General features: G+C 66.5%; 16 protein-coding genes. 10 read left to right on the top strand and 6 right to left on the bottom strand.

The genetic code is table 11. The features are described from left to right. Positions 1-87: 87 nt before the first annotated feature. On the bottom strand, positions 88-1,608 hold the full coding sequence (gene ppx, locus CKO27_RS08915; protein ID WP_200374529.1) for an exopolyphosphatase: 1,521 nt from the start codon (positions 1,606-1,608) through the stop codon (positions 88-90). A gap of 270 nt (positions 1,609-1,878) precedes the next feature. Here ppx and CKO27_RS08910 point away from each other — a divergent pair, with 270 nt between their 5' ends. After that, on the top strand, positions 1,879-2,058 hold the full coding sequence (locus CKO27_RS08910) for a PA3496 family putative envelope integrity protein (protein WP_200374528.1): 180 nt from the start codon (positions 1,879-1,881) through the stop codon (positions 2,056-2,058). 58 nt (positions 2,059-2,116) lie between these two features. Here the strand turns inward: CKO27_RS08910 and CKO27_RS08905 are convergent, their stop codons facing one another. From CKO27_RS08905 to CKO27_RS08890, 4 genes are all read right to left on the bottom strand, one after another. Continuing rightward, a complete protein-coding gene (locus tag CKO27_RS08905) occupies positions 2,117-5,647 on the bottom strand; it encodes a mechanosensitive ion channel domain-containing protein (protein ID WP_242470808.1) in 3,531 nt (1,176 codons plus the stop codon). Between the two features lie 52 nt (positions 5,648-5,699). After that, a complete protein-coding gene (gene argA / locus CKO27_RS08900; RefSeq protein ID WP_200374527.1) occupies positions 5,700-7,043 on the bottom strand; it encodes an amino-acid N-acetyltransferase in 1,344 nt (447 codons plus the stop codon). Positions 7,044-7,081: 38 nt separating this feature from the next. Then, positions 7,082-8,446 carry a sigma-54-dependent transcriptional regulator gene (locus CKO27_RS08895; protein ID WP_200374526.1) on the bottom strand — a complete coding sequence of 455 codons (1,365 nt, stop codon included), beginning with the start codon at positions 8,444-8,446 and terminating at the stop codon, positions 7,082-7,084. A gap of 163 nt (positions 8,447-8,609) precedes the next feature. After that, a complete protein-coding gene (locus tag CKO27_RS08890) occupies positions 8,610-10,301 on the bottom strand; it encodes a sensor histidine kinase (RefSeq protein WP_338115949.1) in 1,692 nt (563 codons plus the stop codon). A gap of 186 nt (positions 10,302-10,487) precedes the next feature. On the opposite strand from CKO27_RS08890, the gene sucC reads away from it, so the two are divergent. The 4 genes from sucC to CKO27_RS08870 all read left to right on the top strand — a co-directional run bounded on the left by sucC (position 10,488) and on the right by CKO27_RS08870 (position 14,698). Further along, positions 10,488-11,684 carry an ADP-forming succinate--CoA ligase subunit beta gene (gene sucC / locus CKO27_RS08885; protein WP_200374525.1) on the top strand — a complete coding sequence of 399 codons (1,197 nt, stop codon included), beginning with the start codon at positions 10,488-10,490 and terminating at the stop codon, positions 11,682-11,684. Further along, a complete protein-coding gene (sucD, locus tag CKO27_RS08880) occupies positions 11,681-12,553 on the top strand; it encodes a succinate--CoA ligase subunit alpha (protein ID WP_200374524.1) in 873 nt (290 codons plus the stop codon). The genes sucC and sucD overlap by 4 nt, the downstream gene beginning before the upstream one ends. A gap of 111 nt (positions 12,554-12,664) precedes the next feature. Next, positions 12,665-14,272 carry an NAD+ synthase gene (locus tag CKO27_RS08875; RefSeq protein WP_200374523.1) on the top strand — a complete coding sequence of 536 codons (1,608 nt, stop codon included), beginning with the start codon at positions 12,665-12,667 and terminating at the stop codon, positions 14,270-14,272. Between the two features lie 87 nt (positions 14,273-14,359). Next, positions 14,360-14,698: a P-II family nitrogen regulator gene (locus tag CKO27_RS08870; RefSeq protein ID WP_200374522.1), complete on the top strand. Its 339-nt coding sequence runs from the start codon at positions 14,360-14,362 to the stop codon at positions 14,696-14,698. Positions 14,699-14,773: 75 nt separating this feature from the next. Here the strand turns inward: CKO27_RS08870 and CKO27_RS08865 are convergent, their stop codons facing one another. Beyond that, positions 14,774-15,601 (bottom strand): outer membrane protein assembly factor BamD, encoded by an 828-nt coding sequence (locus CKO27_RS08865; protein ID WP_200374521.1) that lies wholly within the window; start codon positions 15,599-15,601, stop codon positions 14,774-14,776. A gap of 110 nt (positions 15,602-15,711) precedes the next feature. Here CKO27_RS08865 and rluD point away from each other — a divergent pair, with 110 nt between their 5' ends. The 5 genes from rluD (at position 15,712) to CKO27_RS08840 (ending at position 20,694) form a co-directional block, all read left to right on the top strand. Then, positions 15,712-16,692: a 23S rRNA pseudouridine(1911/1915/1917) synthase RluD gene (gene rluD, locus CKO27_RS08860; protein ID WP_200374520.1), complete on the top strand. Its 981-nt coding sequence runs from the start codon at positions 15,712-15,714 to the stop codon at positions 16,690-16,692. After that, a complete protein-coding gene (pgeF, locus tag CKO27_RS08855; RefSeq protein ID WP_200374519.1) occupies positions 16,673-17,449 on the top strand; it encodes a peptidoglycan editing factor PgeF in 777 nt (258 codons plus the stop codon). The genes rluD and pgeF overlap by 20 nt, the downstream gene beginning before the upstream one ends. Beyond that, positions 17,442-17,963 carry a glycine cleavage system transcriptional repressor gene (locus CKO27_RS08850; protein ID WP_200374518.1) on the top strand — a complete coding sequence of 174 codons (522 nt, stop codon included), beginning with the start codon at positions 17,442-17,444 and terminating at the stop codon, positions 17,961-17,963. Before pgeF ends, CKO27_RS08850 begins: the two co-directional genes overlap by 8 nt. Before the next feature lie 3 nt (positions 17,964-17,966). Then, the gene (def, locus tag CKO27_RS08845) at positions 17,967-18,470 is read left to right on the top strand and encodes a peptide deformylase (RefSeq protein ID WP_200374517.1); all 504 of its coding nucleotides are present in this window, start codon (positions 17,967-17,969) and stop codon (positions 18,468-18,470) included. A gap of 121 nt (positions 18,471-18,591) precedes the next feature. Further along, the gene (locus CKO27_RS08840) at positions 18,592-20,694 is read left to right on the top strand and encodes a carboxy terminal-processing peptidase (RefSeq protein ID WP_200374516.1); all 2,103 of its coding nucleotides are present in this window, start codon (positions 18,592-18,594) and stop codon (positions 20,692-20,694) included. Position 20,695 lies beyond the last annotated feature (1 nt).

Raw genomic sequence — 20,695 nt, 5'->3', positions numbered from 1 at the left:
CCTGGATTCTATCAGGATAAGCGAAAAGAATATCGATCCCACGCCATGTCCGGATGGCCCCTGGCGCGCGGGCAAGGGTTCGGCGCCTCAGCCGAAGCTCAAGCGAATCCCCGCCGCCGCGAGTCGCTCCGCCTCCTGTTCCAGCTCCAATTGGGTCAGCGGATGGCTGGCGAGCCAGTCGTCCGGGAAGCTCAGGGTCAGGGTGTCGCCCTCGGCCTGAAGGCGCGGATCGGGCTTGTTGTCGGCCGAGCGTCCGCGGTGCATCAGTACCGCCAGGCGCAGGATGACGCAGAGCCGGCGGGCCTGTTTCTGGATGTCCTTGGGGAGCGCCGCGAAGTCCTGCACCGGGAACTTGCGACGATGCCCGAGCACCAGGGCCGCGAGCAGCAATTGTTCCTGACGGGTGAAGCCGGGCAGGTCGGCATGGCGCAGCAGATAGGCGCCGTGCTTCTGGTACTGGCTGTGGGCCACCATGACGCCGATCTCATGCAGCCGCGCGGCCCAGGAAAGCATCAGCGGATGCTCGGGATCACTCAGCGACCAAGGCGCCATCAACTGACGGTAGAGGATGCGAGCGGTCGCTTCGACCCGCTGCCCATGGGCCTGCTCGATCTGGAACTGGCGACCGATGGTATTGACGGTCCGCTCGCGCACGTCGCCATGCTGGTGGCGACCCATCATCTCGTAGACCAAACCTTCGCGGAGCGCGTAGTCGGAGACCCGCATGTGCTGGATACCGAGCGACTCGAACACCGAGCGCAGCACGGCGACGCCGCCGGCGAAGACCGGTTGGCGCTCCTCGGTCATGCCTTTGAGTCCCAGCGTGGAGACCTTGCCGGCGTCGATCAGGGCATCGCGCAGACGGGTCAGGGATTCGGCCGAGATGCCGTCCTCGCACCAGCCCTCGGCGTTGACCACGGCGGCGATGGCACGGATGGTCCCCGAGCTGCCGACCGCCTGTTGCCAGCGCGCGCGGCGGAAGATCTCGCGTACCGGCCGAACCTCCAGCGCGCCGGTCAATTCCGCCCGTTGCATGGCCTTGGCGGTGACGCGACCATCGGCGAAGTGCTTGCGCGACATGCTGACGCAGCCCATGTGCAGGCTCTCGCGCAATCTCGGCGAGAAGCCCAGGCCGACGATGATCTCGGTGCTGCCGCCGCCGATGTCGACCACCAGGCGACGTTCCCCGCCGGCGGCCAGGCCATGGGCGACGCCCAGATAGATGAGCCGGGCCTCCTCGCGGCCGGCGATCACATCGATGGGATGGCCCAGGGCCGCCTCGGCGCGTTCGATGAAATCCGTGTCGGGGCGCATCTGCCGCAAGGTGTTGGTGCCAACGGCGCGCACGTCTTCCGGTTGGAAATCCCGCAGGCGCTGACCGAATCGCTCCAGGCAGGCGAGCGCGCGCTCGACGACCTCGGGGTCGATCGAGCGGTCGTCGTTGAGACCTTCGCCGAGCCGAACCATCTCCTTGAGGCGGTCGTTGATCCGGGCATGCCCCTCGTCGATACGGGCGACGATCATATGAAAACTGTTGGAGCCCAGATCGATGGCGGCGACGGTCCTTGGGGTGGGGTGGTCGATGGCCTGCATGGCTTCTTCAGGCATGGGTCGGATCCAGCGCGGGAGGCGAGGGCGCGAATGGTATCAGAATCGCGGGGTCGTCCGCGCCAACGCCATGCGCGGGGTTTCGTGCCCGCCGATTCGGCGATCCGCGCGAACCTGTCAAGGCGCGGGCCGTTGGTGTCACCGTGCGCGCCAGTTCACGGGTCTCGGGTTTAATTATGAAGATTGCAAAATATCTCTTCCAATCGCGGTCGATTTCGGATATACGCCGCCTCTATCGATGTTGTTCGTTTAATCCCCGAGGTAGAGGAGATGTTGGATCCCGAAGTTGGCTACGGCGACGAAGTCGTCGATCGTGTCCCTCCCATCCCATCACAGGATGCGCGCGGTCAGTCGGCCAGTCTGGACGTTCGGCGGCGCATCGAGCACATGCGCGAGATCAAGCGTTTGCGCGAACTGCTCGATGACCCGGATTTCGACGAGTTGAGCTGAACCCAGCTCCGGCGGCGTGGGTCCACGCCGCCTTTCACCCACCGGTTCCTGGCCGGTCTCAGCTATCCCCGTCACCCCTCTCCAGTGAGTCCGCCCCATCCGCGTCCTGGCGCCCCGGCCTCTCGTCGCGATGCAGTCGCACATCCATCGGCGTTTGCGTGTGGAGCCGGACATCGCGTTGCGGAAAGGCGATCTGAAGGCCCTGCTCGGCGAAGGTCTCGTAGATCGCCTGGTGCAGATCCGTGATGACGCCGATGCGGCCATCCAGCGAATCCAGGTAACAGCGCAGCACCAGGCTCAACGAACTGTCGGCGAAGCCTTCGAAACTCACCAAGGGTTCGGGATCCTCCAGCACCCGTTCGTGCGCTTCGGCGATTCCCGCGAGCAGTTCCAGGGCCTTTTTGGTGTCGCTGCCGTATTCGATGCCGACCTTGATGGTGATGCGGTTTTGTTGATCGGTCAGGGTCCAGTTGAGCAGGCGATCGGTGATGAACTCCTTGTTGGGTACCAGCAGCTCCTGCTTGTCCCAGTTGCGGATGGTCGTCGCGCGGATGCGGATGTTGGTCACCACGCCCGTGGTGTCGCCGATGGTCACGATGTCGCCGACACGCACCGGGCGCTCGAACAGGATGATGAGTCCGCTGATGAAGTTGGCGACGATCTCCTGCAGGCCGAACCCGATGCCGACACCGAGCGCGGCGACCAGCCATTGCACCTTTCCCCAGCTCAGGCCGAGCGTGCTGAAGACGAGCATGAAGGCGACCGCCGCGATCAGATAACTTGAGAGCGTCTTGATCGTGTAGCGGGCGCCCGCCGAGACGGATGGGCTCTGCAAGAGAAGGATTTCGAGCAGGGCGGGCAGGTTGCGGGCCGCGATCGTCGCCACGAAGACGACCGCCAGCACCAGCCCGATGTCGGACACCGTGACCGGGATCGCCTGCTCGACGCCATCGACCATCCGGGTGGAATGCCAGAGCGCGAAGTGTTCCAGAAAGCTGAAGGCCGGCAATACCTCCGACCAGGTCGCCCAGAGCCCGATGGCGCCTCCGATGAACACGGAGGTGTTGATCAGTCGTCGGGTCCGCTCGTCTAGGGCGGCGAGATCCGGCTCCGCCTCCTCCACGAGAAAGACGTCGGGCACCGCCGCGCTATCGCTCCGCTCGCCTTCCGCCTGGGCGCGCCGCGCGGCTTGCCGATCGAGCGCGGCCTGGAGGGCGAGACGGCGTCGGGTGAGGATCAGCCAGCGCACGATCGTCTGGTGCAGGGTCACCAGGGCCAGGACCAGCCAGAGCTGATAGACCAGGGACTGAAAGAGTACGCCGGCCGTGTAGACATAGCCGATGACGGCCAGCGCGGCCAGTGCCAGCGGCGCCCCCACGATCAAGGGGAACCAGAGGTGGCGCAGGCGGTTGAGCCAACCTTGCGGATGCGCGGCGAGGAAGCCCTTGAGGGCGCCGGTGCCGGGGTTGAGCAGACGGGCGAAGAAGACCGCGAAACCGAGCATGCTCAGGATCAATGTCAGGCGTCCGAGACTGCTGGTATAGGCGGCATCGTTGTGGTGATAGACCGCGACGGTGATCAGCGAGATCGGGATGACATAGAGGGTGAACCAGTCGAAGTCGCGCCTGATGCGGGCGAGGGCCTCGTTGCCCCAGCGAAAATGCCGGTCGGCGACGCCGCCGCTGATGCAGAGGTTGCGAAAGGCGCGCAGATAGTAGAGCCCGAACGCGACCTGAACGAGTGCCGCGCCAAACGCCCGCGTGTGGGTGGTGGCTTCGGTCGCGAGTTGAAGTTGCTGGCCGACCAGCCCGAGCAGAAGCGGGAGCGGGAGGGCGAGCAGCAGGGTCAGGCCGATGGCCTGGAGGGTGAACCCAATGCCGTCCGTGCGCACCCGGCGCAGTGGCTCCGCCCTGGAACGGATCGCGCGCCGGATCGCCGAGGTTTTCCAGGTCAGGAGGCCGCCGAGGGCGAGGCCGGTCCAGAACAGGAACGAGGTTTGAATCCGCTCGCCAAGGGCCAGCGGCATCGCCTTCCAGTCTTCCTTGCCGAAGACCCAGGCAATGGCCGCCGGCACACTGGCCAGGGAGTCCGCGCCCAGGGCCGTCGCGCTGCGCACCCACAGCAGACGTTCGGCGAGGAAGGTGTCGTAATCCGCCGCGGTCTGGACGACGCGCTCGGAGGCATAATTGAGTTCGCCGAGATGGCGGATGTAATCCTCCTCGCTCTTGAGCGCCTGCGTGATCAGGCGCTTGCGCTGTTGGAGCGCGGCGCCGATCTGCGCGCGGATCCCGTCGGTTTGGGCGCTGGCGTCCGCGGCGGTCAGATCCTCGATGTGGCGGTTCGGATCGCGCATCAGCCGTTCCTCCTCGCGGTAGCGAATCTGCCGCAAGGTCGCTTCCGCGATCTGGTTCTCCCGATCCCGGATGCCGGCGCGATACTGACGCGGATCGGGGAGCTGATTGCGGCGATCGAGCAGCACCTGGCCTAACGCCTTGCTGAGACCCACCGCCTCCAGCCGTTGCTTCGCGCCCCGATAGTCGTCCTCGATGCGTTTGTGTTCCGACTCTACCCTGGACCGTTCGTCGTTGAGCCCCTCGAGCTGCTTGGCGGCGCGCGCGAGCGAGTCGCTGATCTGAGCGTTTTCCAGGATCAGCTCCCGCACCAGGGGGTGTTTGTCCTCGGCGTCGCGTTGCGCCCGTTCCGAGGCCAGTTGCTCGGCCTCGGCTTGCGCCTTGCGCCGGTCGCTCAGGGCCTCCTCGAGCGCGCGTTGGCGTGCCTTCAGGGTGCGTACCTCAAGGGCCGCCAGATCCCGCTGGGCCTTGAAGAGTGACTCTCGGGCGGATTGACTGAGCAAGGCCTGCTCATGCATCCGCGCCTCGGCCCAGAGTGCCTGGCGGCGGGTTTCAAACATCCAGCCCCTGGCCTGGGCGAGTTCGGGCGATTCGCCCGCGGCGGATGGTCCCTTGCTTTCCCCGTCGAGCGCGTCGAGTGCCGCTCGGATCGCGAGCAGGCGTTCCCGCGCGGCGGTCGGCTGATCATGGCTGGCGTCGATGAGCTTTTCGAGCTCATTCACCCGTGTCTCACGCGCCGCGACATCCGCGGCCACCCCGTTGAGCCGCTGGCTGATCTCCTCGGTCGACAGGTTGTCCGGAGGCGCGGGCGTCGGCTTGTTCGCGGCCTCCGACGACAGCTTCTCGAGGGTTTTCTGGATCGCCCTGGTCTCTTCCGGCGCGCTCTTGAGGATCTCCGCGAGCTTGGTCGTCTCGGCATCGAAGTTGGCCGTGTCCTCCAGGTTCGACTGGGCGCGCCGATAGGATTCGCTCAGCGAGGTCTTCAGCGTCTCGTCCATCCCGCTCGCCGACCCCAACTCCTCAAGCTTGCTGTCGAGTTGCGATTTGGTCGGGAGTGGCGTGGCGCTCGGGGTGCCCTGGCCGAGGACGGGCGTCGGCGCCATCGCGAACGCGAACAGGAGACAGGCGATCAGCCGTCCGAGTCGACCGGCGAATGGGCGTCGCGCGCGCTGCTTGGGTCTGGATTGGCGGGAGGGGGTCGCCGGAGACGGCGATCTGGAAACGGATTCTAAGGACATGGGCTGGTGGAGTCTTGGTGGCATGGATCAGGGGCGCATCGGGTCGGGTCGTTCACAAGGTCTTGATAAAAACCTTGGAGTTACGCTGGAAGTTGTAGAGGATCCGCTTTTCCATCGGCAGGGTGGCGAGCCCGGCCGGCTGGAACCCGCGCTCCTGGAACCAGTGCGCGGTTTGGGTGGTGAGCACGAACAGCCGCCCGATGCCTTGCGCCCGGACCAGTCGCTCGATGTGGTCGAGCAGACGGTCGCCGCGTCGATCGCCCCGGTAATCCGGGTGGACCGCCAGACAGGCCAACTCGGCCATGTCGTCCTTCGGGTAGGGATAGAGCGCCGCGCAGGCCGTGACCAGACCGTCGCGTTCGGTGATGTGGAAACGATCGATCTCGGTCTCCAACCGCTCGCGTGAGCGACGCACCAGCACCCCCCGTTGCTCCAGCGGGCGGAGCAGCTCGAGAATTCCGGTCACGTCGTCGATCCGGGCCGGTCGCAGATCCTCGTAGGGTTCGGCCGAAACCAGGGTGCCGCTGCCGTCGCGGGTGAACAGCTCGCGCAGCAGGGCGCCATCGCCTCGCCGGCCGACCAGATGGACGCGCCGGATGCCGTCGCGGCAAGCTTCGGCGCCGGCGCGCAGGCAGGTCGCGATCTCGTCCGGGATGCCGGCCTGCTCGGTGAGCAGGGCGTCCACCTCGCGCGCCAGCAGGTTCGGGGGAAGCCCTGGGGCGTCCGCGCGGGTCGCGCTCTCGATCATGAAGATCAGCTTGTCCGCGCCCAGGGCGACCGCCGCGCTGCGCGCGACATCCGCGGCGCTCAGGTTGAAGACCTCGCCGGTGGGCGAGTAACCGAGCGGCGGCATCAGGGCGACCGCCCCCTGTTCAAGCACCGCCCGCAGGGTCCGGTGATCGACCCGGCGCACCGCGCCGGTGTGCGCGTGGTCGACGCCATCGATGACACCGAGCGGGCGCGCCGTCACGAAATTGCCGGAGACGACCGGGATGCGGACCCCGGCCATGGGCGAATTGGCCAGGCCGAGCGACAGCAGCGCCTCGATCTCGACCCGCACCACGCCGGCGGCCTCCTTGACGCAGGCGAGCGCCTTGGCGTCGGTGACCCGCAGTCCGTTGACATAGCGCAGCTCGGCGCCCTGGCCCTGAAGCCGCGCCTCGATCTGCGGTCGCGCGCCATGCACCAGCACCAGACGGATGCCGAGCCCGTGGAGCAGGGCGATGTCATGCACCAGATCGGGGAAGCGCGCATCGGCGACCGCCTCGCCGCCGAAGGCGACGACGAAGGTGCGCCCCCGGTGGGCGTGAATATAGGGTGTGGCCTGGCGGACCCAGTCGACAAAGGGGTCGCGGCCCTGACCGGCGCCGTCATGGGCCGGGCTGGTATCGGACACTCGTGGTTACCTCGTTGGGATCGGGAAGGGGCTGGAGTCTATTCGATTCCGAGCCTGGCGAGACGATAGCGTAGCGACCTCGGGGTCAGGCCCAGCTTCCTGGCCGCCGCCGCGCGGTTCCAGTGGGCTTTCTCGAGCGCGCCGAGGATGGCCCCCGTCTCGAGCTCGCCCGGATAGTCCGCGAGCGGCACCGCGTCATCCACCGGCTCCTCCGCCCTGGGCCTGGTGGTCGCGGGCTCGCCCTTGGTGAGATAGAGATCCGCGACCTCGATGCGCTGACCGTCGGTCAGCGCGGTGGCGCGCTCCAGGATGTTCTCCAGTTCGCGGACATTGCCCGGAAACGCATGGCGCTTCAGGGCCTCGATCGCCGCGGCGGACAAATGCATGCCGGACGCCGGCGTCCCATCCGTCTGTCCCCGGCCAAGCCGTCCCAGGAGTTGTTCCGCCAGTAGCGGGATGTCCTCGGGTCGCTCGCGCAGGGCGGGCATTCGCAGCTCGATGACATTGATGCGATAAAAAAGATCCTGGCGGAAATGACCCTTCTCGACCTCCGCGTTCAGATCACGGTGGCTGGCGCTGATGATGCGGGCATTGACCGCAACCTCGTGCTGGGTTCCGATCGGCCGCACGCACTTCTCCTGAATGGCGCGCAGCAGCTTGACTTGGGCCTGCAAGGGCAGATCCGCCACCTCGTCCAGAAAGAGCGTCCCGCCCTCGGCGGCCTGGAACAGCCCCTCCTTGTCGCCGGTGGCGCCGGTGAAGCTCCCCTTCTTGTGGCCGAACAGCTCGCTTTCCACCAGATCGTGCGGGATGGCGCCGCAGTTCACGGCGATGAAGGGGCCTTCGCCGCGCGGTCCCTGGGCGTGGATCAGGCGCGCCGCCAGTTCCTTCCCGGTGCCGCTCTCGCCGGTAATGAAGACCGGGGCCTGGTTGCGCGCCAGCTTGGCGATCAGATGCCGGATCCGCTCCATCGCGGGGGAGTCTCCGAGCAGACGCGTGCCGACGCCCGCGCGCTCATCGCTCGCCGGGGCGCGTCCGCGCAGCTTGAGGGCGGAGCCGACCAGGGCGCGCAGCGACTGGAGGTCGACCGGCTTGGCCACGAAGTCGAAGGCGCCGGCCTTCATGGCGGCGACGGCGGACTCCAGATTGCCGTGGGCGGTGATCATGGCGACCGGGATCTCGGGATAATGCTCGTTGAGATGACGCAGCAGATCGAAGCCCGTGCCGTCCGGAAGATTCATGTCGGTCAGACAGAGATCGAAGCGGTTGCGCTCCAGTTGACGCTTGGCCTCGGCGACCGTCGTGGCCGTGACCGCCCGAACGTCCATCCGTCCCAGCGTGATCTTGAGTAGATCGAGAATGTCGGGCTCGTCGTCGACGACGAGCGCTTGGGACTTGTTCATGGACGCCAGCTCAGGCTCGGTGTGTTCGGACTCATCATCCCGGAAAGGGCGGCCAGCTCCCAGCCTCCAGCTTCCGCGTATCCATTCACAGGATAGCGCGCGCGGTCGCCGGACAGGAAGTCCTGGCCGCGCGCCGCGCGATCGCGCTCCGTTCGGCCGGGGATCAGCCGGACTGGAAGACCAGTCTGAAACAGCTCCCGCGGGTCTTGAGCTGCTCGTGGACCAAGCGGATGCCGTTCGATTCGGCCAGCTCGCGGGCGATGTAGAGCCCGAGTCCCGTGCCCTGGCTCCTGGTCGTGAAGAAGGGGTTGAAGATGTCGCGGGCGGTCGCGGCCTCGATCCCCGGACCCTGGTCGCGGATCTCGAGCTGGACCTCTCCCCGGTCGGGAACACGGCCGAGGCGCAGTTGAACGCGCGCCTCCTCGCCGGCCCGCGTGCCGTGAATCAGTGCGTTATCGCACAGGTTGACGAGGATCTGATGCAGATGACGGGGGTCGACCTCCACGGCGATGGGCTCGGCCGCGTCCGCGACCTGGAGCCGGAGCTGCTGCTGGCTCACGCCCTGACCCTCCCGGAACTCGGCGACGAAGGCTTCGGTCCAGGCGACAAGCTCGATCAGGCAGGGCTCGATCTGGTCGCGGCGGGAGATCTGGAGGACGCTGTGCACCGTCTCCTCGATCCGCGCGCAATTGCGCTCGATGATGGCGAGCAGGTGGCGGTCTTCCTCCGACAGCGAGGGGCCTTCCGACAGCAGCTGCCCGGCATGCCCGATGGCGCTGAGCGGGTTGCGGATATTGTGCGCGATGCTGGCGGTCAGGGTGCCGAGCGACGCCAGCTTGATCTGCTGGGCCTCGCGCGCCGCCTCCTGACTGTCGCGCAGATAGATGACGACACCGCTGGAGCGATAGTGACCGAGGAGCTTGATCGAGGCCCAAACCTCGCGCTCCCCGATCGGGATGAGCCCATCGCGCGGGAAGGCGGACTGAACCTGACCGGAGAGCCAGCGGCCGAGCTCGGGAGACAGCTCGGAGAGCGAGGCGCCCGAGCCGACGCGCTTGGCCTGGAGCAGATCCAGGGCCGCCTGATTGACCAGCCGCAGCCGACGCTCGCCGTCCGCCGCCAGAATCCCGGTGCTGATGCTGTGAATGATGAAGTCGTTGAGCTTGGAGAGATCGTCGATGTCGACCTTGCGGCGCGCGGCCAGGGCTTCGGCCGATCGGACGCGCCGATAGAGCACATGCGAGAGGAGCGCGACGGCGAAGAAGAGCAGCCCGAGCAGGCCCGCCTGGGTGAAGGAGACGCTTTGCCCATGGCCTATCAGGGTTCCGTAAATCTGCTCGGCGATGACGGCGAGCGAGGCGAGCGCGGCGAACAGCAGGGACAGACGCCCCTCCATCATGAGCGCGCCGGCCGCCACGGAAAGCGCCAGCAGGATGCCCAGTCCGCTGGTGACGCCGCCCGCCGTGTGCATGAGCAGGGTGAAGGTGAGGATGTCGACGAAGATGGCGATCTGGACCTGACGCGCTCGGCGCGGTCGGCGCAGCGAGAGCCCGAGTCCGCTCATCAACACCATCAGGGCGTAGACGACCAGGATGTTCCAGGCGAGCTGGGTGTCGGAATGCGCGAGGGCTGGATCGACGGCGGTCGGCGAGAAGGCCAGCACCAGCCCGACCACCAGCAGGAGCCGGAACAGGAACAGCCAGCGCAGGGCGCCCCAGGTCGGGTAGATGGTGTCGTCGTCGCTCGGGCGTGGCGGGGGTCGGCCCTGGAGATCGGGTGGTGTTGGAGGCGCGAACCCGTCGCCGGCGGACATCGGCTCCTGGTCGATCTTGAGTCTGTCGATATCCGCGTTCACGGGAGCCTCTCGTTCATTGCCCTTTGGCATACCCGTTTGATTAGATCAGAATTGGCCTGGCCGGGCCATGCGACGGAGTCCGGCGAGCTTGTGGCGGTTGCTCCGAATCGATGCTTACCCTGGCGCGGGTCGGGCGGGTACGGCGCCTCGCGTCTCAATTCGGTCACTGGGATCTCGGACGAGCGAATGAATTTACACGAATTTCAAGCCAAGCAGCTCTTTAGGCAAGAGGCGATCCCGGTCCCCGATGGGGTCGTGGTGACCACGCCCGAGGCGGCACGGGCCGCCTGCGGCGAGCTGGGCGGCTCGCGCTGGGTCGTCAAGGCCCAGGTCCAGGCCGGCGGGCGCGGCAAGGCGGGCGGTGTCCGTCTGGTCGAGAGCGCCGATCAGGTCGAGTCGGAGGCGCGACGCCTGCTGGGATCACGCCTGGTGACCCATCAGAGCGGGCCGGACGGTCTGCCGGTGACGCGCCTTCTGATCGAACAGCCAACCGAAATCGCCCGCGAACTCTATCTGAGTCTGCTGGTGGATCGCGCCTCCGAGCGGGTCCTGTTCGTCGCCTCGGCGGCCGGTGGGATGGATATCGAGACCGTGGCGGCCACGACGCCCGAGCGCATTCTCAAGGTCCGGGTGCATCCGGCGGTCGGCGTTCAGTCCTATCAGGTGCGTCGGCTGGGATACGGGCTCGGACTGGAGACGGGTCAGATCAAGGCCCTGGGTGTCCTGATGGAAGGGCTCTATCGATTGTTTCGCGAGTGCGACGCCAGTCTGGTGGAGATCAACCCGCTGGTGGTGACCACCCGCGGCGATCTGGTCGCGCTCGACGCCAAGGTGAATCTGGACGACAACGCCCTCTATCGTCATCCGGAACTCGAAACCCTGCGCGACGCGAGCCAGGAGGATGCGCGCGAGGCCGAGGCCAGGGCGCACGATCTCAACTACATCAGCCTCGACGGGAACATCGGCTGCATGGTCAATGGGGCTGGACTGGCGATGGCGACCATGGATCTGGTCAAGCTGCACGGCGGGGCACCGGCCAATTTTCTCGACGTGGGTGGCGGAACCACCGCGGCCAGGGTCGCCGAGGCGTTCAAGCTCATTCTCTCCGATCCCAAGGTCAAGGCGGTCCTGGTCAACATCTTCGGTGGCATCGTGCGCTGCGACCTGATCGCCGAGGGTCTCATCCAGGCGGTGCGGGAGGTGCATGTGAGCGTCCCGGTCGTGGCGAGGCTGGAGGGAACCAACGCCCCGCAAGGCTTGCGGATGCTCGCCGAGAGCGGGCTGGCGCTGGAGACGGCCAGCAGCCTGGGCGAGGCGGCGGACAAGGTGGTGGTGGCCGCAGGCCGCGCCGAGGGGCGGGCGTTGGGGGAGGGCGTGGCATGAGTATCCTGGTCGACGCGAATACACGCCTGATCTGCCAAGGCTTCACCGGCCGGCAGGGAACCTTCCACAGCGAGCAGGCGATCGCCTACGGAACCAACCTCGTCGGTGGCGTGACCCCCGGCAAGGGTGGCCAGCGCCACCTCGACCGGCCGGTGTTCGACACCGTCCACGCGGCTGTCGGCGAGACCGGCGCCGACGCCACCATGATCTACGTGCCCGCCAGCTTCGCGGCGGATGCCATCCTGGAGGCGGCGGACGCCGGAATCCGGGTCATCGTCTGCATCACGGAGGGGATTCCGGTCCTGGACATGCTGCGGGTCAAGGCCGCCCTCTCGGGCACGGAGACGGTCTTGATCGGCCCGAACTGTCCCGGCGTCATTACCCCCGGCGCCTGCAAAATCGGTATCATGCCGGGCAACATCCATCGGCCGGGCCGGATCGGGATCGTCTCGCGCTCGGGAACCCTGACCTACGAGGCGGTGTTTCAGACCACCGAGGCGGGATTGGGTCAGAGCACCTGTGTCGGGATCGGCGGCGATCCCATCCAGGGACTGGATTTCGTCGACTGTCTGAGGCTGTTCGAGCGCGATCCGGATACCGATGGGATCATCCTGGTCGGAGAGATCGGCGGGAGTGCCGAGGAGGCGGCCGCCGAGGTCATTCGAGCCGAACTGACCAAGCCCGTGGTGGCCTATATCGCCGGCGTCACGGCCCCGGCCGGCAAGCGGATGGGGCACGCCGGCGCCATCGTGACGGGCGGGGCGGGCACGGCCGAGGGCAAGTATGCGGCGCTGGAGGCGGCCGGGGTCGTCACCGTGCGCTCACCGGCCCGGATGGGCGCGCGCATGGCCGAGCGGCTCGGGATCTGAGGCGCGGCCTCGAGTTGGCCGGCAACGACGCCGGCGCCGGCCGACTTGGCGTGCCATTCCCGTTCCCTCATCCCGATCATTTCCCTTTTTCTCCCTAAGGAGCGACCGACCTTGGCTTCCCGAATCCAGATCGCGCAGATGAATGCCCTAGTCGGGGACGTGGCCGGGAACGCCGAGCGCCTGATCGCCGAATCCCGACGGGCGCGCGAGGCGGGCGCCGATCTGGTGGTGTTCCCGGAGCTGGTGTTGACCGGCTATCCGCCCGAGGATCTGCTGCTGCGTCCCGAATTCATCGCGCGGGTCGAGACCGCCCTGGCGCGTATCCAGTCGGAGGTTTCCGGGATCACCCTGGTCCTGGGCTATCCGAGCCGGGCGCCGGCCGGTCTTTTCAATATGGCGGGCGTGCTGCGCGATGGTCGGGTGGTCGCCGAGTACGCCAAGCAGTCCCTGCCCAACTACAGCGTTTTCGACGAGAAGCGTTATTTCCAGGCGGGAACCTCGGCGACGGTCTTCGAGCATCGTGGGATCCGGTTCGGTCTGAGTGTCTGCGAGGACATCTGGCAGGAGGCACCGACCCGACAGGCCGCCGCGGCCGGTGCCCAGGTTCTGCTCAATCTCAACGCCTCGCCCTTCCACGCCGGCAAGACGGTGGAGCGCGAGGCCCGGCTGTCGCGGCTCGCGTGCGAGCATGGACTGACGATCCTTTACGCTAATCTGGTCGGCGGTCAGGACGAGCTGGTGTTCGATGGGGCCTCCTTCGTGGTCGACGCGGCGGGGCGGATCGTCGCGCGGGCGCCGGGGTTCGTCGAGACGACCCTGACCCTGACGGTCGAGGAGGGCGGATCGCCACTCGCCTCGGAGGCCGAGGTCGGCGCGGCGCCGGGCGAGGAGGAGGCCATCTACGAGGCGCTGGTGCTCGGGGTTCGCGACTATGTCCGCAAGAACGGCTTCACCGGGGCCGTGCTGGGCCTGTCGGGCGGCGTCGATTCGGCGCTGACCCTCGCGGTCGCGGTGGACGCCCTGGGTGCCGAGCGGGTCGAGGCGGTGCTCATGCCCTCGCGCTATACCGCCGACATGAGCAACGAGGATGCCCTCGAACAGGCCAGGCGGATGGGCGTCGGAACCCGGACCGTTCCGATCGAGCCGGCCTTCCAGTCCTTCCTCGGCCTGCTGGAGCCGGTCTTCGCGGGTCAACCGGTGGACGTGACCGAGGAGAACATCCAGGCGCGCTGTCGCGGGATCATTCTGATGGCGATCAGCAACAAATCCGGACGGATCCTGCTGACCACGGGCAACAAGAGCGAGATGGCGGTCGGCTACGCGACCCTCTACGGGGACATGGCGGGTGGCTTCGCGCCCATCAAGGACGTGCCCAAGATGTTAGTCTATCGGCTGGCCGAGTACCGGAACGCCCGCTCGGAGGTGATTCCCCGACGGGTGCTGACACGCCCGCCGTCCGCCGAGCTGCGTCCGGACCAGACCGATCAGGATAGCCTTCCCGCCTATGAGCTTTTGGATGCCATCCTCAAGCGCTATATCGAGGACGACGAAGGGATCGAAGCGATCGTGGCGCTCGGTTATCCGGAGGACGTGGTGCGTCGGGTGACGCGCCTGGTGGATCGCAACGAATACAAGCGCCGCCAGGCCCCGCCTGGGGTGCGCATTTCGCGCCGGGCGTTCGGACGGGATCGGCGTTATCCCATCACCAGCGGTTTCTAAGTACCCTACCTGGGCTGCTGTTCATCAATATGGTCGCGAACCTATACTTTCGGTTTGACTAGGTCGTGACCCTGTACGGAGAGATTCATGAAAAAGGTCGAAGCGATCATCAAGCCATTCAAACTCGACGATGTCCGCGAGGCCCTGTCGGCGGCCGGCATCACGGGCATGACCGCCATCGAGGTCAAGGGCTTCGGCCGCCAAAAGGGCCATACCGAGCTTTACCGGGGCGCCGAGTACGTGGTGGATTTCCTGCCCAAGGTGAAGATCGAGCTGGTGCTGGCGGACGATCAGGTGGACGGCTGCATCAGCGCCATCACCGCGGCGGCGCGTACCGGCAAGATCGGTGACGGCAAGATCTTCGTCTCGGACGTGACGCGCGTGGTGCGCATCCGCACGGGCGAGGAAGACGAGGCGGCGATCTGAGTCGTCGTCCCGTCCGGCCCGAGACCTTCGGGCTGGACGGCGGGGCGTCTCCGCCCGAGGTTCGGGCGGAAGTCCTCAGTTCTCGTCGAGTTTGAGGTAATCCCAGAGCTTGCGGGCCAGGTCGGGTTTCTCGGGCTCGGGTTCGTCGGCGATGAAACGACCGGACTGACGATTGGCATCGAGTACGCGCTTGGCATCCGCGGCCAGATCATCCTTCCCCAGCGCGCGGTAGGCATCGATCAGCACCTCGAGCGCGTCGTCCACGGCGCTGGTTCGCTGATAATGCTCGATGACATGGTTCGCGCGGTTGGCCGCCGCCAGATAGGCCCCCCGCTTCATGTAGTAGCGCGCGACATTGACCTCGTTCATGGCTAGGTTGCCGCGCAGATAGACCATGCGCTGGCGGGCATCCTCGGAATATTTGCTGTTTGGGAAGCGTTCGACGAGCGCCGCGAAATCCTTGAAGGCGTCCAGGGCCGAGCCGGGGTCGCGCTGCGAGGCGTCGGTCGGGATGAAGCGGTCCAGGAAGCCGACGCTGCGGTTGTAATTCACGATCCCCTTCAGATAGTAGGCATAGTCCACATAGGGATTCTGAGGATAGAGCTTGATGAAGCGATCGGCCGCCGCGATGGCGTCTTCCGGCTCATCGGCGCGGTAGTGCGCGTAGGCGACATCCAATTGCGCCTGCATGGCGTAACGGCCGAAGGGATATCTGGCCTCGAGCTTCTGATACAACTCGACGGAACGTTTGTAGGATCCGGCATCGAGTTCGGAAGCCGCCTCGGAATAAAGCTTGGAGGCGCTCCAGCCCTCGGTGGGATCGATTTCCTTGCCGAATATCCCGCATCCGGCGAGCGTCATGGCGAGCAAGAGCGCGGGCAATCGTGATAACGTTCGTGGCATGTCGAATGAATACCTGTTTCAAACCGATCCCAGTATACCCGAAGCCAGCGGAATACGAGCGCATGGCCATGCGTCGCCCGTCCACGCCCGCCACCGCTGGCCGTGATTGAATGAAGCCGATGTCCTCCGAAACCGTCAGGCGTTTGGTCCGGGTCCAGCCCGACCTCGCCGGCGGTCGCCTCGATCAGGTTCTGGCCAAGCTGCTTCCGGAATTCTCGCGCGGTCGGCTGCAGCGTTGGATCGAAGCCGGACAGGTTCTGGTCGATGACCGGCCTCGCCGGGGTCGCGACAAGGTCTGGGGTGGTGAATCCATCCGTGTCCAGGCTGAACTCGTCGTCATGGACGAGCACCGGCCCCAGGCGATCGCGCTGAATCTGGTTCACGAGGACGAGCACCTGCTGGTGATCGACAAGCCCGCGGGGCTGGTCGTCCATCCGGCCGCCGGAAATCGCGATGGAACGCTCCAGAATGCCCTCCTGCATCATGCCCCCAGCCTGGCGGCCCTGCCGCGCGCGGGGATCGTCCACCGTCTCGACAAGGACACCAGCGGTCTGCTGGTGGTGGCCAAGACGCTGGGAGCCCACAAGTCGCTGGTCGAGCAACTCCAGGCGCGGCGGGTGCATCGGGAATATCGGGCCTTGGTGACGGGAAACCTGGTCGCCGGCGGACGCATCGAGGCGCCCATCGGTCGCCATCCGACCCAGCGCGTCAAGATGGCGGTCGTTCCCCATGGCCGGGAGGCGGTCAGCCACTACCGCATCCTGGAGTCCTATCCCGGACACAGTCTGCTGGCGGTGGAGCTGGAGACCGGCCGCACGCACCAGATCCGCGTGCACATGGCCCACATCCATCATCCGCTCGTCGGTGATCGGACCTATGGCGCGCGACCGAGACCGCCGAGCGGCTGTCATCCGGATCTGACCGCCGCGCTTCAGGGGTTTCCGCGTCAGGCGCTGCACGCGCTCCGTCTGGGGCTGATCCACCCCGAGACCGGCGAGGAGATGCAATGGGAGACGCCGATGGCGTCGGATCTCGCCGGACTCCTGGATCTCTTTCGACGCGAGGTGGCCGATGGATCTCATCGAGCCTGATTGGCCCGCGCCGGCGCGGGTGCGGGCCTGCTCCACCCAACGCGCGGGCGGCATCAGCCGCGACGCCTTCGAAAGCCTGAATCTGGGCGACCATGTCGGCGACGATCCGCGGCGGGTCGAGCGCAACCGCGAGGCCCTGTGCGCCCACCTCGGATTGCCCGCGACGCCCGCCTGGCTGCGACAGGTCCATGGTCGGAGGGTCGTCCAGGCCGGGGAGGGCGGGGCGATCCCCGAGGCCGACGGGTCCATCGCGACCGAGTCGGGCGCGGTCTGCGTGGTCATGACCGCCGACTGTCTGCCGCTACTGCTCTGCGATGACCGGGGGAGCCGGGTCGCGGCGGTTCACGCCGGCTGGCGCGGTCTCGCCGATGGCGTCGTCGAGAGCGCGGTCCTGGCCATGGGTGTGGCGCCCGAGCGTCTGCTCGCCTGGATGGGGCCGGCGATCGGACCCGACGCCTTCGAGGTCGGCCCCGAGGTGCGGGCGCGCTTCGTCGCGGCGGACCCCGACAGCGCCGCCGCCTTTCGTCCAAGTCCGGCGGCGGAAGGCCGGGACCGCTGGCTGGCCGATCTTTTCCTGCTGACCCGACGGCGGCTCGCCCGACTCGGCGTCGAGCGCGTCCATGGCGGCGGAGACTGCACCTTCTCGCAACCGCGACGCTTTTTTTCCTACCGGCGCGACGGTACGACCGGTCGCATGGCGAGCCTGATCTGGCTCGCCCCGGACGACTCGAACGGGAGTAACTCAAGCCATGTCTGACTGGAATCTCTTGACCTTGGTGGGCGCCGATCGCCCCGGCATCGTCTCGCGCGTGACCCGTGTCCTCTACCAGAGCGGCTGCAATCTGGGCGAGGCCTCCATGATTCGGCTGGGCGGCAACTTCACCATCATGCTGATGGTGAGTGGCGGCGGCACGGACGAGAAGGTGCTCGGCGCGCTGGCGCCGGTCGCCGAGGAACTGGGGCTGCGGGTGCATCTGGATCCGCTCGGCGGCGGATTGCATCAGCACCTGGTTCCGAACTATCAGGTGCGGGTGATGGGGGCCGACCGCGCCGGGATCGTGGCCGACGTGACCGAGATCCTAGCCAATCAGGGATTCAATATCCTGGAACTGGAGTCCGACGTCGCGGGTGGCCACGAGCGCCCCATCTATATCATGAACATCCAGGGCTATTCGGATCGGACGCTTGAGTCGCTCACGGACGCGCTCGCGGTCCTGGCCGGCCGGGATGTTTCGGTGGATGTTTCTCCCGTGGACGTGATGATCGGTTGACCCATGGCGATTCTGGATATTCTCAGGCTCCCCGACCCGCGTCTCAAGCAGGTCTCCGAGCCGGTCACCCTGTTCGACCAGGAGCTGCGGGACTTCGTCGCCGACCTGGAGGAGACGCGCCTCGCCGGTCCCGCCGCGGTCGGAATCGCGGCGCCTCAGGTCGGTCGTTTTCAGCGCCTCGTCATCCTGGACCTTTCAGGTCGGCCCAAGACGCCCAATCATGGACATCTGGTGTTGGTGAACCCGGAGATCGTGCATTGGGAGGGCTATGCCATGGGCCGCGAGGGCTGTCTCTCCGTGCCCGACTACACCGGGAACGTGATCCGCGCGACCCAGATTCGTCTCAAGACCCAGGATCCCGAGGGCGTGGAGCGGGAGTACGAAATGGAAGGATTCGAGGCGCGCGCGGTCCAACATGAACTGGATCATCTCGACGGCCTACTGTTCGTCGATCGGGTGGTCAGCCGAAGAACGGATCTCTATCGGCGCAAGGTCTACAAGTCCTGATGCCCAGACGATCTCACCCAACCGAGATGCTTCCCGAGCACCTTATTTTACAAAGCTATCCGTCATTCCGCTGGTCAGGCGCCGCATGGACGGAATCGCCATCCTTGAAAGAGTACAGCTCATGAGACAGCGTCTTTTCCAGTTGCCGCTCCTGTTCGTCATTGCGCTGACCATGGCGACGGCGGCCCTGGCGGCGCCGCACCCGGTGCCTTTGTCGGAGCTTTTTCCGAACCCCGGTCAGACCAGGGCGGCGATCGTGATCAACAAGGTTCTGGAGCGCTATCACTATCGCAAGGTCTCGCTCGATCGGTCCTTCGCCCAGTCCGTCCTGGAGAGGTATCTGAAGGCACTGGACCCGAACCGCACCTTTTTCCTGGCGCGCGATGTCGACCGTTTCCAGAACGGCTCGCGCAATCTCGACGAAAGCCTGCGGCGGGGCGAGTTGGATATCGCCTTCGACATCTTCCGTGTCTATCGCATGCGCGTGGACGAGCGCGTCGCCCACGCGCTCAAGCTCCTCGACGGCAAGTTCGACTTCAACGTGGCCGAGACCTTCGTCTTCGAATCCCCGGAGACCGGTTGGGCGGCGGAAAGCGCCGAGCTCGACGAGCGCTGGCGCAAGCGGGTCAAGAACGATTTCCTCTCGCTGCGGCTCGCCGACAAGCCGGACGAGGAGATCCGCGACCGGCTGCGCAAGCGCTACGAAGGACTCGCCCGACGGATCCATCAGTTCAAGGGCGGCGATGTCTTTCAAGCCTTCATGAACGCCTACACCGAGACCCTCGAACCCCACACCAGCTATATGTCGCCGAGCACCTCGGAGAACTTCGACATCAGCATGAAGCTGTCGCTGGAGGGGATCGGCGCGGTGCTGCGCTCGGACAATGAGTACACGGTCGTCCAGAGCACGGTTCCGGGCGGTCCGGCGCGCGACTCGGGGCAGGTCCACGCGGGCGACCAGATCGTCGGGGTCGCCCAGGGGCTGGATGGCGCCATGGAGGACGTGGTCGGCTGGCGGCTCGAGGACGTGGTCGACAAGATCCGTGGCCCCAAGGGCTCGGTGGTGCGACTTCAGCTCCTGCCCAAGACCAGCGGCTCGGCCAGGCACGCGCGCGAGGTGTCGCTGGTGCGCAACGAGATCAAGCTGGAGGATCAGGCCGCCAAGAGCGATCTGGTGGAGGATCTCACCAATGGACCTGGAATCAGGATCGGCGTGATCGAGATCCCGGCCTTCTACCGTGATTTCGACGCCGAGGGCGCCGGGGCCGTCGATTTCCGCAGCACCACGCGCGATGTGCGCCGACTGATCAATGATCTGGTCATGCGCGGGGTCGACGGCATCCTGATCGACCTGCGCGGCAACGGGGGCGGCTCGCTGGCCGAGGCGACCTCGCTCACCGGGCTCTTCATCGACACCGGGCCGGTGGTTCAGGTCAAGGACGCCTTCGGCAAGATCGAGCTCGAGGCCGACACGGATCCCGGCGTGGCCTATACCGGTCCGCTGGCGGTGCTGGTCGATCGCGAGAGCGCCTCGGCCTCCGAAATCTTCGCCGCCGCCATCCAGGATTACGGACGCGGTCTGGTCATCGGCGAGCCGACTTTCGGCAAGGGCACGGTCCAGACCCTGATCGACCTCAACCGCTATGTTCCGGGCGGCCAGTCCGATCTGGGGCGTCTGCGCCTGACCATGGCCGAGTTCTTCCGGATCAGCGGAGGCAGTACCCAACTGCGCGGCGTGGAGCCGGATATCCGCTTCCCGAGCGCGGAATACATGACCGAGCATGGCGAACGCTCGCTCGACAACGCGCTGCCCTGGACCCGGATCGATCCCGCGAACTTCAAGAAGGCCGGCGAGATGCGTTTCGACGCGCTGGCGCGTCTGTCCGCCGATCGGGTGGCCGGGGATCAGGGGTTCAAGATGCTGACCGAACGCAGCCGGCTGGTGCGCGAGGTCGAGGAACAGAAGCGGGTCTCGCTGCGCGAGCGCGACCGGCGCGCCGAGGATGACCTGCGCAATCGACGCTTCAAGGAGGATCAGGATCATTTCCTGCGCTCGCGCGGAATCGCCCCGGTCGACGAGGACGCCGAGCAGGTCGACGAGGACGCGCTCGATGCCCAGCGCAAGGTGATCGCGCGCATCGAGGTCGAGGAGGCGGCGCGAATCCTGGCCGATGGTCTCCAGATGCAGCGGGGCAACAGCCCCCGCGCCGTGATGAGGGATTGAG

This window comes from Thiocystis violacea (assembly GCF_016583575.1).
GTDB classification, from domain to species: Bacteria; Pseudomonadota; Gammaproteobacteria; order Chromatiales; family Chromatiaceae; genus Thiocystis; species Thiocystis violacea.
This window is presented reverse-complemented; position numbering and strand designations above follow the sequence as displayed.

Coding starts and splice junctions, on each gene's coding strand:
- CKO27_RS08870 (WP_200374522.1), top strand. CDS start 14,360: ATGAAAAAGGTCGAAGCGATCATCAAGCCATTCAAACTCGACGATGTC.
- sucC (WP_200374525.1), top strand. CDS start 10,488: ATGAATTTACACGAATTTCAAGCCAAGCAGCTCTTTAGGCAAGAGGCG.
- CKO27_RS08850 (WP_200374518.1), top strand. CDS start 17,442: ATGTCTGACTGGAATCTCTTGACCTTGGTGGGCGCCGATCGCCCCGGC.
- CKO27_RS08840 (WP_200374516.1), top strand. CDS start 18,592: ATGAGACAGCGTCTTTTCCAGTTGCCGCTCCTGTTCGTCATTGCGCTG.
- ppx (WP_200374529.1), bottom strand. CDS start 1,608: ATGCCTGAAGAAGCCATGCAGGCCATCGACCACCCCACCCCAAGGACC.
- CKO27_RS08910 (WP_200374528.1), top strand. CDS start 1,879: ATGTTGGATCCCGAAGTTGGCTACGGCGACGAAGTCGTCGATCGTGTC.
- CKO27_RS08895 (WP_200374526.1), bottom strand. CDS start 8,446: ATGAACAAGTCCCAAGCGCTCGTCGTCGACGACGAGCCCGACATTCTC.
- sucD (WP_200374524.1), top strand. CDS start 11,681: ATGAGTATCCTGGTCGACGCGAATACACGCCTGATCTGCCAAGGCTTC.
- rluD (WP_200374520.1), top strand. CDS start 15,712: ATGAAGCCGATGTCCTCCGAAACCGTCAGGCGTTTGGTCCGGGTCCAG.
- def (WP_200374517.1), top strand. CDS start 17,967: ATGGCGATTCTGGATATTCTCAGGCTCCCCGACCCGCGTCTCAAGCAG.
- CKO27_RS08865 (WP_200374521.1), bottom strand. CDS start 15,601: ATGCCACGAACGTTATCACGATTGCCCGCGCTCTTGCTCGCCATGACG.
- pgeF (WP_200374519.1), top strand. CDS start 16,673: ATGGATCTCATCGAGCCTGATTGGCCCGCGCCGGCGCGGGTGCGGGCC.
- CKO27_RS08905 (WP_242470808.1), bottom strand. CDS start 5,647: ATGTCCTTAGAATCCGTTTCCAGATCGCCGTCTCCGGCGACCCCCTCC.